The following is a 13,112-nucleotide window of genomic DNA, read 5'->3' on the forward strand; positions in this document are numbered from 1 at the left end:
CCAAGCTACAATCCGGGCATGACCACCGACCGCCCCGAGGCCGCTGCCGGCCCCAATCGTTTCCTGCCCCGCCCCTTGCGCGTCCTTGCCGGCCGCGCGATGGAAGCCGCGCTTAATCGTGCGGTCGACCTCGACCCGGACACCCGCTCTCGGCTCGACGCCCTCGAAGGCCGCAGCGTTCAGGTGCACCTCGACGGTCCCGAGCTGGCTCTGCGCATCTCGGTCGGCAAGGGCCGGCTCCGAGTCGGGCCGCCCGAAGAAGGCGGCAGCCTTCGTCTAAATGCGTCGCCGGGCAGCCTGCTGGCCATGGCGCTCCGGCGCGACGACGACGGCGTGGCGCCGGGCAAGGTGGAGATCGCAGGCGATGCCGAGCTGGCCCGCCGGCTGGAACGCCTTGCGAGGCAATACGCTCCCGACGTCGAGGAGGCGTTTGCCAAAACCTTCGGCGATGTCATCGGGGTGCCGCTGGCCAAGGCGCTGCGCGAGGCACTGACGCACGCGAAGGAATCGTTCGCGCACCTCAGCGAGGACACGGCCGACTGGCTGCGCGACGAGGGCCGGGTGGCGGTGGCGCCCGGCGAGATGGATGGATTCCTCGACGGCGTGGACGCCGTGCGCGAGCGTACCGAGCGGGCCGAGGCGCGGCTGGCCCGGCTTGAGCGCGCGCTGAAGGAGCGTGGCGCATGACGTCGCTGCGCCTTGCGCCGCGCCTGCTGCGCGTCACCGCCGTCCTCCTTAAATACCAACTCGACGAACTGGTGGACGGCGCGCACCTCTTCCGTCCGCTGAAGCTCGTGCGTCCGCTGTTTCCGGGGCCGCCGGCCGATGTGCGCGCCCTGCCGCGCGGCGCGCGCCTTCGTCTCGCGCTGACCGAACTCGGCCCCATCTTCGTCAAGGCGGGGCAGGTGCTCTCCACGCGCCGCGACCTCGTGCCCGCCGACGTGGCCGACGAGCTTGCCCTGCTGCAGGACCAGGTCCCCCCGTTCCCGGGAAGCGAGGCGCGCGCGATCGTCGAACGGGAACTGCACGCGCCCATCGGTACCTTGTTCGCGGCCTTCGACGAAACCGCGCTGGCCTCCGCATCCATCGCCCAGGTGCACGCCGCGACGCTGCACGACGGCCGCGAGGTCGTGGTCAAGGTGTTGCGCCCCGGCATCGACCGGCGCATCGCGCGCGACGTCGACCTCCTGCATGCGCTGGGCCGGCTCGCCCAGCGCTGGCATCCCAACGCCGACAAGATCCGCCCGCTCGACGTGGTGGCCGAAGTCGAGAAGATGCTCTCGAACGAACTCGACCTGCAGCGGGAAGGCGCGAGCGCCAGCCTGCTGCGCCGGAACTTCGCCAGCGGCATCGACCTCTACGTGCCGGAAGTGCACTGGGACTACAGCACCGAACGCGTGCTGACGCTCGAACGCGTGCGCGGCGTGAGTTCCGACGACATCGAAGCGATCGACGCCGCGGGCCTCGATCGCAAGCAGCTTGCCGAGAAAGGCGTCAGGCTCTTCTACGAACAGGTGTTCCGCGACAACTTCTTCCATGCCGACGCGCATCCGGGAAACATCTGGGTGGACACCTCGCGCCTGGAGGAACCGCGTTTCATCGCGCTCGACTTCGGCATCATGGGGTCGCTGCCCGAAGCGGACCAATACTGGCTGGCGGAAAACTTCATCGCGCTGTTCGAGCGCGACTACGCACGCATTGCGCAGCTGCACGTGGCGGCTGGCTGGATGCCGTCCACCATCCGCATCGACGAACTGGAAGCGGCCGTGCGCACGGTGTGCGAACCGTACTTCACCCGTCCGCTCTCGCAGATCTCCATCGCGGAGCTGGTGGTCAAGCTGTTCCAGACCGCGCGACGCTTCGAGCTGACGCTGCAACCGCAGCTCATCCTGTTGCAGAAGACGCTGCTCAATATCGAGGGCGTCGGCCGCATGCTCGATCCGGAGATCGATATCTGGGCCGTCGCGCATCCTGTTCTGCGGCGCATCCTGCGCGAACGCTACAGCGTGCGCGCCACGCTCCGCGACGTGCGCCGACGCCTGCCCGAGTGGATGCACAACGCCCCGCGCATGCCGGAACTCGTACGCGACGCCCTGCGCCAGGTGGCAAGCGGGCGCCAGATGCAGGTGACGGACCCGGTGGCGCTAGCGCTAGCGCGCGAGGATGCGCGGCGCATGCGGCGGCTCGTGGCCTGCGCCCTGCTCGGCGCGGCGCTGCTGGTCTGCGCCGCGTTGATCGGCACGCTGGCGCCACGGGCGGTGTGGCCGGCCGTGGCCGTGGCGGTCGCGGGGCTTGTCGCTTTCGCCGCGGGCTGGCCGCGCCGGCTGCCCTGAGCCGTGCTGGAGATCCTCTACCAGGACGACGACCTCGTCGCCGTCAACAAGCCCGCGAACCTCGCCGTGCACCGGTCGAAGTTCGTCGGCCCGGACGACGCCTTCCTCGTCGACCTCCTGCGCGAACAGGTGGAAGGCCGTCTCCACCTCGCACATCGCCTCGACCGCGCCACGTCCGGTGTGTTGCTGGTAGGCCGGTCGCCTGAGGTGGCTGCGCATCTCGGCGAACAGTTCATGGGGCGAAGCGTGCGCAAGCGCTACCTCGCGGTGGTTCGCGGGTGGCCGGAGCCCGCCGAGGGAACGGTGGACTATCCCCTCCCCGGCTCACGCGATACCGGGCCGCGCAAGGATGCCCGAACCGACTATCGTCGCCTCGCCACCGTCGAGGTGGACATCCCACTGGGGCGCTACGAGAAGCAGCGCTATGCGCTGGTGGCGGCGGAACCGCAGACGGGTCGCTTCCGCCAGATCCGCAAGCACTTCGCCCATATCCATCATCCGATCGTGGGCGATAGCCAGCACGGCCGCGGCGACCACAACCGCCTGTTCAAGCAGCACTTCGCCTCGCATCGGTTGCTTCTGCACGCGGCGTCGCTGTCCCTCTTTAATCCGTCCGACGGACGTCCCCTCACCATCGCCGCCGGCCTGGACGATACCTGGGGCCGCCTCCTGGAACGTTTTGCGTGGCAAGAGGCATGCGCATCGTGGATGGATGCCTCCCCGGGCACGTACTAGCGAGCCAGCCACTCGTTGAGGGTGCCGTACCCGACGTCCGGCGCCTCCCGTTCCAGCAGTTCGGCGGCCATGCGCCCCGCCGTGGCATACGCTTCCAGCGAAAGCGCGATACCGGCGCTCAGCCGGCGCGCACCGGCATCGAACAGCTGCTGGCGCGACGGGAGCCCGGACACCAGCATCACGTTGAGCGGCATGGGCGCGATCCCGGCGGCCACCCGGCGCACCTCGTCGATGACCTTGATGCCTGGCACGAAGAGCCCGTCGGCGCCTGCGTCGCGATAAAGCGCGCCGCGCCGTAGCACTTCTTCCACACCCGCGTCGCCCGAGGCCATGCCGCGAAGGAAGACATCGGTACGCGCGTTGATGTAGAGGTCGCGCTGCCCGAGGGCTTCGCGTATCGCGCGCAGTTTCGCCGCCAGCAGGGCCGGGTCCTTGTTGCCATCCTCGATGTTGATGCCCGCCACGCCCGCGTCCACGAGCCGGGAAACGAACGAGGCCACGGCGGACGGATCATCGTGACACCCCTCTTCGATGTCGGCCGTAAGGGGGACGTCGATCACGCGGACGATACGGCTGAGCGCAGCCAACATCTCCTCCGCCGGCAAGCGGTCGCCGTCCGGCCACCCGCAGGACCAGGCCACGCCGGCGCTGGTCGTGGCCACGGCGCTGGCGCCGGCATGCTGCACCACCGACGCGCTGGCGGCGTCCCACGCGTTGGGCAGCACGAGAAGGGCCGGTCCGTTATGCAGGTCGCGAAGGCGTTGGGCGTTCATGCGGCGTTATTCCCGGGACGAAGGAAGCTGCAACCATCCACCAAGTTCCGGGGCTACGCAACCGCCTTTCGGGCGCCGATTCGGACATGGATCGTGTAGGAGACGCCAAAACGCGGTGAGCCACCGCCTCACCCGTCACAGACACGGCGTTCAACACCCCGATGCTCGAATGACCCCCGCCCCGGCCTGGCGATCAGCCATCGTGCCGGCACCACCCGATCGAGGAAACGCCATGAACGAAGACACCCTTAAGGGCCAATGGAAGCAGTTGAGCGGCAAGGTAAAGGAAAAGTGGGGGAAGCTCACGGACGACGACCTCAAGGTTGCCGAAGGCAGCAGCGAATACCTCGCCGGCAAGGTCCAGGAGCGCTATGGCGTGGCGAAGGACGAAGCCGAGAGGCAGGTGAAGGAATTCCGCAAAGAATTCGAACATTACGATCGGAAGCATTGATCCCACCCCCATTCGCTGAAGGAGAAAACACACCATGCTTCATTGGGCCGTCATCTTTTTCGTGATCGCGCTTATCGCCGCGGTCTTCGGCTTCACCGGCATCGCCGCCGGTGCCGCCAGCATCGCGAAGATCCTTTTCGTGGTCTTCCTTATCCTGTTCATCCTTTCGCTGCTGTTCGGCGGTCTGCGTCGCGGACCAAGAGTCTAGTCGGCAGCATCCCGAGAGCACTCAAAGCCCCGGCCCCAGACCGGGGCTTTTTTTGGTCTTCACGCATTACCGGGGTGAGTACAGGCTTCGAGTCGACGCCACTGGCTTCGACAGGCTCGTCGTGGCGTTCGCTTTTCCGGTATCGCCAAAGCGCGTTACACCGGAGCGTCTCGCAGGAGACCTTGGTGCCCACCCTCGCTGCTCAGACAGGTCCTCCGCGTTCGAAAAGGAAGGCCGCTGCCGCGGCCCATGTACTAATTGGCCTGCGGCCGCTCTCTTGTGCGGAACTCGCCTCGAGGGTGGACACCAAGGTCTCTTCCGGGCGGTGAGGTAGCGTGATGGGAGAGCGGCGGCGTTCGATCGGTTGTCTGCGCAAGCAATGCCTGATGTGTGAAACGGTGCCCGACAAGGGGAGCATGAAGTCGCGACTGGCTGACCGGCGCTGGTGCGGCGAGGCGAGGCGATGCTGTCCCGCTCGCAGCGGCTGCCTTCGGCTGTGCCGGCTCTCCGGACAGGCCGCCTCAAAGACGGGGAGAGTCTTCGGTGTCCATCCTCGAGGCGAGTTCCGCACAAGAGAGCGGCCGAAGGCCAGATAGATAAACGGGCCGCGTCAGCGGCCCCTCCTTGCCGAACGCGGAGGACTGTCTGAGCAGCGAGGGTGGACACCGAAGGCTCTGGCCTCACCGTCAAAGCTGACGGCGGCGCCAGCCGCTAGGACACATGCATTCGCCTTGGCGAATGAACCTTTGCAGGCCATGCCGCTCGTCACCACCAGCGTGCCGCTCATCCTCACCGCACTTTCCCCGGGCACGGGTTGGCCGCACACTGCCTCCTGGCTCGCATGGGGAGGCATCCGAAGTGAACTCGATCCAGAACGCCCGGCTGGCGCGGCCAGCGCTGGCGTTCGGTTTCTGGACGCTCCTTGCGCTCTCGTACTCGATCAGCGCGGTGCTCTCCTCCATCAGCGAGGGCCGAACGCCGGATTGGTCGCGTGCGCTCGTGTGGAACCTGGCCAACTTCTGGCTGTGGATGGTTCTGGTGCCGCTGGTCGGCTGGCTCGGGCGCCAGGCAACGGGCGCGGGCTGGCAGCGCTTCTGCGCCGTGCACGTACCGGCAAGCCTGCTGGTGGCCCTGGTGCAGATGCTGGCCCAGCTGTCGGTGTTCTGGGTCCTGTGCGGGCCTGGCCATGCGCCCGTGCATTCGCTCACCGGCTTCGTGGGCATGCAGTTCGCCTACAACTTCCACCTTGCCCTGCTCACCTACTGGCTCATCCTCGTGGTACTGCGCGGCCTGGAATCGCGACGACGGCTGCGCGACGAACGCCTGCGCAATGCGCAGCTCGAAACGCAACTGGCGCAGTCGCAATTGCAGGCCCTGCGCATGCAATTGCAGCCGCACTTCCTGTTCAACACCCTCAATGCGATCTCCGCCCTCGCTCTGGCCGAGCCCCTGCGGGCCCGCCTGATGATCGCGCGGCTCAGCGACTTCCTGCGCATGACCCTGGAACAGCGGCATGCGCAGCAGGTGCCGCTGTCGCAGGAAATGGAATTCCTGCGCTGCTACCTGGACATCCAGCAGGTGCGTTTCCAGGATCGCCTCTCGACGCGCCTGGACGTAGCGGACGACACACTGCGCGCCGCCGTGCCCAGCATGATCCTGCAGCCGCTGGTGGAGAACGCCCTGCGCCACGGCCTGCTTGCCAAGGCCGAGCCCGGCAAGCTGCGTGTCGCCAGCCATCGGGAAGGCCACGTGCTCCACCTTCGCGTCGACGACGACGGCCTGGGCCTGCCCCCCGGCGGGGTGAGCGAAGGCGTGGGGCTGGGCAATACGCGTGCGCGGCTCGACGTGCTGTTCGGTGCGGAAGCCACCATGGAACTGAGCCGCAACGCCGACGGCGGCACGCGCGTGGAGCTGCGCTTCCCGTTCCGCGAGTACGCGGCATGAAGGCGATACGCACGCTGCTGGTGGACGACGAGGTCCTGGCGCGCCTGGCGCTGCGACAGGCACTCTGCGCGCACCCGGACGTGGAGATCGTCGGGGAATGCGGAAACGCGGCCGAAGCCTTGCAGGCCTATGCCGCGCTCACTCCCGACCTTCTTTTCCTCGATATCCGCATGCCCGGCCTGGACGGTTTCGAACTGCTGGGTGAACTGAAGCCCGACACCTTGCCGATGGTCGTGTTCACCACCGCATACGACCAGCATGCGCTGCGCGCATTCGATGCCAATGCGCTCGACTACGTGCTGAAGCCGCTCGACCAGGCACGCTTCGACCAGGCGATGGACCGCGTGCGGCGACACTGGCACGGCCTGCATGCGAATACATCGCCAGCGGCGCCGAAGGCATCCACCGTACCGCTGCAGCGAATAAGCGTGCGCGTGGGCGAGCACGTGCGGGTGATCGCCACCGACGCCATCGACTGGATCGAGGCGGACGGGAACTACGTGCAGATCCATCTCGGCACACAGTGTTACCTGCACCGCGACACGCTTCGCGGCCTGCTCGCCACACTCGATCCGCAACGCTTCCTCCGCATCCACCGCGGCACGCTGGTGAACGTCGAGCGCATTCGCGAAGTGCATCCCTTGTTCCAGGGGAATGCCGAGGTCGTCCTCCACGACGGCACACGCCTCAACCTGAGCCGCCGCTTCCGTGTGCATGCCCGACGGGCGCTCGGCATCGGCTGAAAGCACCCTTCGCCCGCGACGCGTTCCGCTTGCCGCCGCGATACGACCGTTCGTCACAAACCCGGCGCGAACACCCCGGTGACGGTCCATCCTGCATGCTCGCCCCACAAGGAAGCCATGCATGACTTCGCACCGTATCGCCTGGACCATGGCACTGGCCCTCTCTTGCCATGCCGCCTGCGCCGGCGACCTGCTCGCCCCGGGCATGGTTTCCACCGGCCTTCAGGAAACCACCGCCGCCGTATCGCCCGACGGCAACACGCTGGTCTTCATGCGCTCCGATCTGGCGGAGAAGGACGATACCCTGCTGCTGTCCCGACGCCAGGGAGGGCAATGGTCCACGCCCGAGGTGCCTACGTTCTCGGGCGAGTGGCACGACTCCGAGCCCACGTTCTCACCGGATGGTCGCCGCCTGTATTTCGTGTCCAACAGACCACCGCACTCCGGTGACGCACCGCTTGTCGCCGAAATGGGCGGACACCGTTTTCCGGGGACGAACCTCTGGTACGTGCCGCGCGAGACGAACGGCCGTTGGGGCAACCCCGTGCACGTCGATGGCGCGCTCAACGACGGCGCCATGATCTACAACCCATCGGTCGCCGCCAACGGCGACGTGTATTTCTCCGCACACCGTGCCGATTCCGGCAGATTGTTCCAGATCTATGTGTCGCGCCAGACCCCGCAGGGCCTCGCGCCGCCACAGCGTGTCGAGCTCGGCGACATGACCCGGAATCGCATGGACCCGGCCATCGATCCTGGCCAGCGCTTCATCGTCTACGCCGGCGACGAAGGCGACTCACTCGGTCGCGCCGACCTCTACATCGCCTTCCGCGAAGCGGACGGACACTGGGGCAAACCCGAGCACCTCGCCGGCGACGTGAACAGCGAGGGACTCGAAAACGCCCCGTCGCTCGGCCCCCATTTCGGCGAACTGTATGTCGCCAGCGATCGCCAACCGGCAGCAACGTTTCCCAAGAAGCGCGACGATGCAAACTCGTTGCAGCAAAGGCTGTCCGGACCACTGAACGGTTCGCGCAACCTGTGGCGGTTCGATATTTCGGACGTGCTGCGGCGGCATGGCCTCAAGGACGAGGAAACGGCCCGATGAGCAAGGCGCATGTCATCTGCGCCCTCCTTCCAGTGCTCGTCGTGTCATCCGGCTTGCCTTTCTACACGTCGACTTCTCCGACGCAGGGCGACAACCAGCTCGAAGGCATGTGCCGGACACTTGCGAGGCGCGTCGGGGAAGAGATCCACGATGGCGTCCTGCTCCTCGACAGACTTGGGCTGGGCTGGATCGTCGGCGCGGAGGATTAGCGTTAATGCCGGGCGCCCGTTGATTTTTCCCAACTCATGCAATATATAAAGTTGCATGAAACGAGACAGTCGCTTGTCGGGCGTGCTCCACGTCCTTCTGCATATGGCCGAGACCGGGGGTCCGGTCACATCCGAGGCCATGGCCAGAGCCATGCAGACCAACCCCGTCGTCGTCCGCCGGACCATGGCGGGCCTTCGCGATATGGGCTTCGTGCGCTCGGAAAAAGGACACGGCGGGGGCTGGACGATGGCGCGAGACCTCGCCTCGATAACCCTGCGCGACGTTTACACGGCCCTCGGCGCACCCGAGCCTTTCGCACTGGGCCATCGCACCGAATCGCCGGGTTGCCTCGTGGAACAGGCCGTCAATGCCGCGCTCGACGGTGCGTTTCGCGATGCCGAAGCCCTGTTGCTCGAGCGCTTCGGCGAGGTGACGCTCGCGGCGCTCAGTGCCGACTTCCACGCTCGCATGGTGGCGAGCGGGAAAACCATCGACCTGGAGAGCGCTCATGCAGCATGACGCGATCGTCATCGGCGGCAGCTTCGCCGGCCTGTCCGCCGCCATTCACATCGCCCGCGCGCGCCGTTCGGTGTGCGTCATCGACACCGGCCTTCCTCGCAATCGCTTCGCGGATGCCTCGCATGGCTTCTTCGGGCAGGATGGCGATGACCCAAAAGCCATGATCGCGAAGGCTCGTGCGCAACTTCAGCGATATCCGACCGTGCGAACGATCGCCGGCGAAGCTGTCGGTGCATCCGCCATCCCCGGCGGCTTCAAGGTTCGGCTTGCCAACGACGACGTGCTGACCGCGACCAAGCTCGTACTGGCGTTCGGCATCTCCGACGCGCTGCCCGATGTACCGGGCCTCGCGGAACGCTGGGGCAAGAGCGTGCTGCATTGCCCCTATTGCCACGGCTTCGAATATGCGGGCGGACGCCTCGGCGTGCTCCAGACGATGCCGCTGTCGGCGCATCAGGCGCAGTTGATCGCCGACTGGGGCCCGACGACGTTTTATCTCAACGGCGGCGAGGCACCCGATGCCGAGACGACGGCCAAACTGCATCGACGCGGCGTCATGATCGAGCCTGCGCCGATCGTGGAGGTTCGTGGGGAGAACACCGCCCTGTCCACGGTCGTGCTTTCGGATGGACGAGAGGTCGGGATCGATGCGCTCTTCCTCGGACCACGTACGCGGTTGAACAGTCCCATCGCCGAGCAACTCGGCTGCCTGCTCGACGAGGGCCCCTTGGGGCCCATCATTCGAACCGATGCCGCCAAGTTGACCACCGTGCCCGGCGTTTATGCCGCCGGGGATGCGGCGCGCATGTGGCATAACGCCACCTTGGCAGCGGCCGACGGTGTGACCGCGGGAACGTCGCTGCATCAGGCGTTGGTGTTCGAGCCTGCTGCAGCCTGAAGGCGGATCACCGCGAACAAGCTCTACAGGAGTTCACGGACACAACTCCGTTTGCGTATGCGTGTAAACCAATTTCGCCGCGAAGCCTGCCACAATGACGCCGGTATGACGACGACAAAAGATCCAAAGCGCGGTGTAGCGACTCCCGCACACACCGTCCCCTTCCCTTCCTCGATAAGTGTGGAGGCGCGCACCGCATTGGAGCGACTCGTCGGGGAAGATGGCAGCGTTTTGAACGCTGCCTTCGTCACGCCTGGGCCCGACGATCATGAAGGCTGGATGCGCATGAAGGCTGCGGTCGACGGGCAATACGCGAACGCGTTGAAGGGACTCGCAGGCCGCACGCATTCGACCGTGGAAACCATCGCGATCGACGCGGCGACGGTTCATGTCGCTACGCCTGCCGCACAGAAAATGCCGGACCGCGCCTATATCGACTTCCATGGTGGCGCGTTGGTATTCGGCGGGGGCGAAGCCTGTCGCGCAGGGGCGCAGATGCAGGCCGACCAACACGCCGTGCTCTGCTATGGCGTCGACTACAGGATGCCTCCCGAACATCCCTTTCCGGCGGCCGTGGAAGACGGTGTTTCTGCTTACCGCCATGCACTCGAACGCCATGGACCGAAAAATATCGTGGTGGGCGGACGCTCTGCAGGCGGCAACATCGCCGTGGCGACATTGCTGAGGGCGAGGGACGAAGGGCTGCCATTGCCCGCCGGCCTGGTCCTGCTGTCGCCGCAGGTCGATCTGACCGAATCCGGGGACAGCTTCGCAACCCACCAACTGATCGACGTGGTGCTGCCGGGCTCGCTGAGGTCGAGCAATCTGCTCTACGCAAATGGTGCCGACCTGGCGCAGCCCGACGTGTCGCCACTGTTCGCCGATCTGACCGGCTTTCCGCCTACCTTCCTGCAATCGGGCACGCGCGACCTGTTTCTTTCGAACACCGTGCGAATGCACCGCGCATTGCGTCGGGCGGGGGTATCCGCCGAACTGCATGTTTTCGAGGCCATGCCCCACGGCGGCTTTGGCGGCGCGACGCCGGAAGATCGCGAGTTGCAGCAGGAGATCGTCCGCTTCGTCGAGCGCTGCTGGGCGGATTAGGCGCCGCGGCAGGTCACAGCCGGGCGATGCTCAGGGCAACACCACCGTTGCCACAAGCCCACCGCCTTCCCGATTCGCGAGGCGAAGATCGCCGCCGGTCGAACGCATCAATTGCGTGGCGATAGCAAGGCCAAGACCCGCGCCGCCGGTGTCGCGGTTGCGTGACGCTTCCAGGCGATAGAACGGTTGCAGCACCTGTTCCAGTTCGTGCTCCGGTACGCCGGGGCCGCGATCCGATACCGTGACGCAGAGGCGGCCTTGCTCGTCGCGGCAGACGCCCACCTCGGCCGCCGCACCATACTTGATAGCGTTGTCGATCAGGTTGCCGAGCACACGCCGAAGCGCACGCGGTCGTACCGTGGCGACACCTTCCGCCGCAGCGGCAAGCGTGACCGGCTGGCCGACGTCCTGGTAGTCGAAGACGAGGCTCTCGAGGAATGCCGCGGTATCGATGCGTACCGGGGTTTCATCGCCGCCATGGGCGCTGCGCGCGTAGGCCACGCCTTCGCGCACGAGATGTTCCATCTCGCTGAGGTCGTCGAGGATCCTGTCACGCTCGATGCCTTCCTCCAGCGACTCCGCGCGCAGGCGCATGCGGGTGATCGGTGTCTGCAGATCGTGCGATATGGAAGCGAGGATGTGCAGCCGCTCCTTGAGGTAACGACCGATGCGGTCCTGCATGGCATTGAAGGCCATGGCCGCATGGGCAACTTCGGCGGGGCCGCTCTCGTCCACGCGCGGACCGTCGGCGGCGGGCGTCATGGATTCCGCCGCCCTCGCCAGGCGGGCCAACGGCTGCGAGGCCTGCCGCACCGCAAACCAGCCGCAGGCGAGGAGCAACACCACTTGCAGCACGAGCACGAACGGCAACCACTCGGCCAGCGGCATGACACCGCGCGGCGTCACCACGAGCGTGAGGGGGGAACCGTCGTGGAGCGTGAGGTGCACCTGATACCGTTCGGGTGCCATGGAAAGGGTATCGCCTCGCACCCGGTAACCCGCGCCGATCTCCTTCGCGATCATCGCCGTGACATCGCGCGAGCGCTGCGTGGCGAGCGCCACGCCGGGCTGCCCCGGGCCGAGCACGAACCGGTAGTTGTCGCGCTGTAGCCGCGGCAACCACTGCGGGCGCTCGCTCGCGGGAAGCCTGTCGAGGATGGCTACCGACGTCCCCACCTCGTTCTCCAGCGTATTGAGCATGACGCTGGTGGCCGACTGGTAACGCTCATAGAACATGAGCCCGAACGAGAGCCCGTGCGCCAGCAGAAGACCGGCGAAAAGGATGAGGTACATACGCGAGGTCATGCGCCGTGGCCAGGGACGCCAGCTGCGCGATGCCGCCGTCACCGCGCGTCCCCGTGCACGGTGACCGGCATGGCGAACACGTAGCCCTCGCTGCGCACAGTCTTGATGTACGCAGGCTCTTTCGCGTCATCCCGCAGACGTTGACGCAGGCGGCTGATCATCAGGTCGATGGAACGGTCGAAGAGCTCGGCGTCGCGCCCTTGGGTAAGGTTGAGCAGCTGGTCGCGCGACAGCACCCGCTGCGGATGATCCAGCAGCACACGCAGCAGGCGAAACTCGGCACCGCTCAACGACACCACGGTGCCCTCCTCGTCCAGCAGGTGGCGCGCCGTCGTGTCCAGTCGCCATCGACCGAACGAGATGATGTCGCTTGTTTCCGTGATGCGCAGATTGGGCGGCAGCATGCGCGTGCGGCGGATCACCGCCTTGATCCGGGCGAGCAGCTCACGTGGCGAGAACGGCTTCACCACGTAGTCGTCCGCGCCCATCTCCAGCCCGATGATGCGATCCGTCTCGTCGTCGCGCGCGGTCAGCAGCAGCACTGGCAGGGCGCGGTGCTTGCCGCTGCGCAGGTTGCGGCAGAGCACCAGTCCGTCGTCGCCGGGCATCATGATATCGAGCACCACGAGGTCGAAAGCGGACGCATCCAGTGCGGCCATCATTTCGCGGCCGTCGGCCGCACCGGTCGCGCGAAGGCCGTTCTTGCGCAGGTAGTCCACCACCCCAGTGCGGATACCGTGGTCGTCGTCGACCACGAGGATGTTGTCGGTGTGTTCCATAC

15 protein-coding genes are annotated in these 13,112 nt (G+C 66.5%); 12 read left to right on the plus strand and 3 right to left on the minus strand.

Annotation, left to right across the window (positions count from 1 at the left end):
- The first annotated feature begins 18 nt into the window (after positions 1-18).
- From FHS47_RS13265 to FHS47_RS13275, 3 genes are read left to right on the plus strand one after another with little or no spacing between them, the layout of a single operon-like run.
- Positions 19-687 (plus strand): SCP2 sterol-binding domain-containing protein, encoded by a 669-nt coding sequence (locus FHS47_RS13265; RefSeq protein WP_167028674.1) that lies wholly within the window; start codon positions 19-21, stop codon positions 685-687.
- A complete protein-coding gene (gene ubiB, locus FHS47_RS13270) occupies positions 684-2,333 on the plus strand; it encodes a ubiquinone biosynthesis regulatory protein kinase UbiB (RefSeq protein WP_167028677.1) in 1,650 nt (549 codons plus the stop codon). The genes FHS47_RS13265 and ubiB overlap by 4 nt, the downstream gene beginning before the upstream one ends.
- A gap of 3 nt (positions 2,334-2,336) precedes the next feature.
- Positions 2,337-3,068 carry a pseudouridine synthase gene (locus FHS47_RS13275; protein ID WP_167028680.1) on the plus strand — a complete coding sequence of 244 codons (732 nt, stop codon included), beginning with the start codon at positions 2,337-2,339 and terminating at the stop codon, positions 3,066-3,068.
- On the opposite strand, the gene FHS47_RS13280 is transcribed toward FHS47_RS13275, so the two are convergent.
- Positions 3,065-3,841: an isocitrate lyase/phosphoenolpyruvate mutase family protein gene (locus FHS47_RS13280; RefSeq protein WP_167028683.1), complete on the minus strand. Its 777-nt coding sequence runs from the start codon at positions 3,839-3,841 to the stop codon at positions 3,065-3,067. The two genes, FHS47_RS13275 and FHS47_RS13280, sit on opposite strands and share 4 nt — an antisense overlap.
- A 232-nt stretch (positions 3,842-4,073) precedes the next feature.
- On the opposite strand from FHS47_RS13280, the gene FHS47_RS13285 reads away from it, so the two are divergent.
- The 9 genes from FHS47_RS13285 to FHS47_RS13325 all read left to right on the plus strand — a co-directional run bounded on the left by FHS47_RS13285 (position 4,074) and on the right by FHS47_RS13325 (position 11,026).
- Positions 4,074-4,292 carry a CsbD family protein gene (locus FHS47_RS13285; protein WP_167028686.1) on the plus strand — a complete coding sequence of 73 codons (219 nt, stop codon included), beginning with the start codon at positions 4,074-4,076 and terminating at the stop codon, positions 4,290-4,292.
- 34 nt (positions 4,293-4,326) lie between these two features.
- Positions 4,327-4,500 carry a DUF1328 family protein gene (locus tag FHS47_RS13290; RefSeq protein ID WP_167028689.1) on the plus strand — a complete coding sequence of 58 codons (174 nt, stop codon included), beginning with the start codon at positions 4,327-4,329 and terminating at the stop codon, positions 4,498-4,500.
- 858 nt (positions 4,501-5,358) lie between these two features.
- A complete protein-coding gene (locus tag FHS47_RS13295; RefSeq protein ID WP_208382001.1) occupies positions 5,359-6,444 on the plus strand; it encodes a histidine kinase in 1,086 nt (361 codons plus the stop codon).
- Positions 6,441-7,187, plus strand: a complete 747-nt coding sequence (locus tag FHS47_RS13300; RefSeq protein WP_167028694.1) for a LytTR family transcriptional regulator DNA-binding domain-containing protein — start codon at positions 6,441-6,443, stop codon at positions 7,185-7,187. Before FHS47_RS13295 ends, FHS47_RS13300 begins: the two co-directional genes overlap by 4 nt.
- Positions 7,188-7,308: 121 nt before the next feature.
- Positions 7,309-8,295: a PD40 domain-containing protein gene (locus tag FHS47_RS13305; protein WP_167028698.1), complete on the plus strand. Its 987-nt coding sequence runs from the start codon at positions 7,309-7,311 to the stop codon at positions 8,293-8,295.
- Positions 8,292-8,504: a hypothetical protein gene (locus FHS47_RS13310; RefSeq protein WP_167028701.1), complete on the plus strand. Its 213-nt coding sequence runs from the start codon at positions 8,292-8,294 to the stop codon at positions 8,502-8,504. The genes FHS47_RS13305 and FHS47_RS13310 overlap by 4 nt, the downstream gene beginning before the upstream one ends.
- Positions 8,505-8,559: 55 nt before the next feature.
- On the plus strand, positions 8,560-9,024 hold the full coding sequence (locus FHS47_RS13315; RefSeq protein WP_167028704.1) for an Rrf2 family transcriptional regulator: 465 nt from the start codon (positions 8,560-8,562) through the stop codon (positions 9,022-9,024).
- Positions 9,014-9,922: an NAD(P)/FAD-dependent oxidoreductase gene (locus FHS47_RS13320; RefSeq protein WP_167028707.1), complete on the plus strand. Its 909-nt coding sequence runs from the start codon at positions 9,014-9,016 to the stop codon at positions 9,920-9,922. The genes FHS47_RS13315 and FHS47_RS13320 overlap by 11 nt, the downstream gene beginning before the upstream one ends.
- Positions 9,923-10,102: 180 nt before the next feature.
- A complete protein-coding gene (locus FHS47_RS13325) occupies positions 10,103-11,026 on the plus strand; it encodes an alpha/beta hydrolase (protein ID WP_208382002.1) in 924 nt (307 codons plus the stop codon).
- Positions 11,027-11,056: 30 nt separating this feature from the next.
- Here the strand turns inward: FHS47_RS13325 and FHS47_RS13330 are convergent, their stop codons facing one another.
- Positions 11,057-12,331, minus strand: coding sequence for a HAMP domain-containing sensor histidine kinase (locus tag FHS47_RS13330; protein WP_167028710.1), 1,275 nt, complete (start codon positions 12,329-12,331; stop codon positions 11,057-11,059).
- A 38-nt stretch (positions 12,332-12,369) separates the two neighbouring features.
- Complete coding sequence (locus FHS47_RS13335) at positions 12,370-13,110, minus strand: response regulator (protein WP_167028713.1); 741 nt, start codon at positions 13,108-13,110, stop codon at positions 12,370-12,372.
- Positions 13,111-13,112 lie beyond the last annotated feature (2 nt).

The organism is Luteibacter sp. SG786 (genome assembly GCF_011759605.1).
Taxonomy (GTDB): domain Bacteria; phylum Pseudomonadota; class Gammaproteobacteria; order Xanthomonadales; family Rhodanobacteraceae; genus Luteibacter.

Excerpts from the sequence above, each read along its gene's own strand:
- FHS47_RS13265 (WP_167028674.1), top strand. The coding sequence starts at position 19 with ATGACCACCGACCGCCCCGAGGCCGCTGCCGGCCCCAATCGTTTCCTG.
- ubiB (WP_167028677.1), top strand. The coding sequence starts at position 684 with ATGACGTCGCTGCGCCTTGCGCCGCGCCTGCTGCGCGTCACCGCCGTC.
- FHS47_RS13280 (WP_167028683.1), bottom strand. The coding sequence starts at position 3,841 with ATGAACGCCCAACGCCTTCGCGACCTGCATAACGGACCGGCCCTTCTC.
- FHS47_RS13285 (WP_167028686.1), top strand. The coding sequence starts at position 4,074 with ATGAACGAAGACACCCTTAAGGGCCAATGGAAGCAGTTGAGCGGCAAG.
- FHS47_RS13290 (WP_167028689.1), top strand. The coding sequence starts at position 4,327 with ATGCTTCATTGGGCCGTCATCTTTTTCGTGATCGCGCTTATCGCCGCG.
- FHS47_RS13300 (WP_167028694.1), top strand. The coding sequence starts at position 6,441 with ATGAAGGCGATACGCACGCTGCTGGTGGACGACGAGGTCCTGGCGCGC.
- FHS47_RS13305 (WP_167028698.1), top strand. The coding sequence starts at position 7,309 with ATGACTTCGCACCGTATCGCCTGGACCATGGCACTGGCCCTCTCTTGC.
- FHS47_RS13310 (WP_167028701.1), top strand. The coding sequence starts at position 8,292 with ATGAGCAAGGCGCATGTCATCTGCGCCCTCCTTCCAGTGCTCGTCGTG.
- FHS47_RS13315 (WP_167028704.1), top strand. The coding sequence starts at position 8,560 with ATGAAACGAGACAGTCGCTTGTCGGGCGTGCTCCACGTCCTTCTGCAT.
- FHS47_RS13320 (WP_167028707.1), top strand. The coding sequence starts at position 9,014 with ATGCAGCATGACGCGATCGTCATCGGCGGCAGCTTCGCCGGCCTGTCC.
- FHS47_RS13330 (WP_167028710.1), bottom strand. The coding sequence starts at position 12,331 with ATGACCTCGCGTATGTACCTCATCCTTTTCGCCGGTCTTCTGCTGGCG.
- FHS47_RS13335 (WP_167028713.1), bottom strand. The coding sequence starts at position 13,110 with ATGGAACACACCGACAACATCCTCGTGGTCGACGACGACCACGGTATC.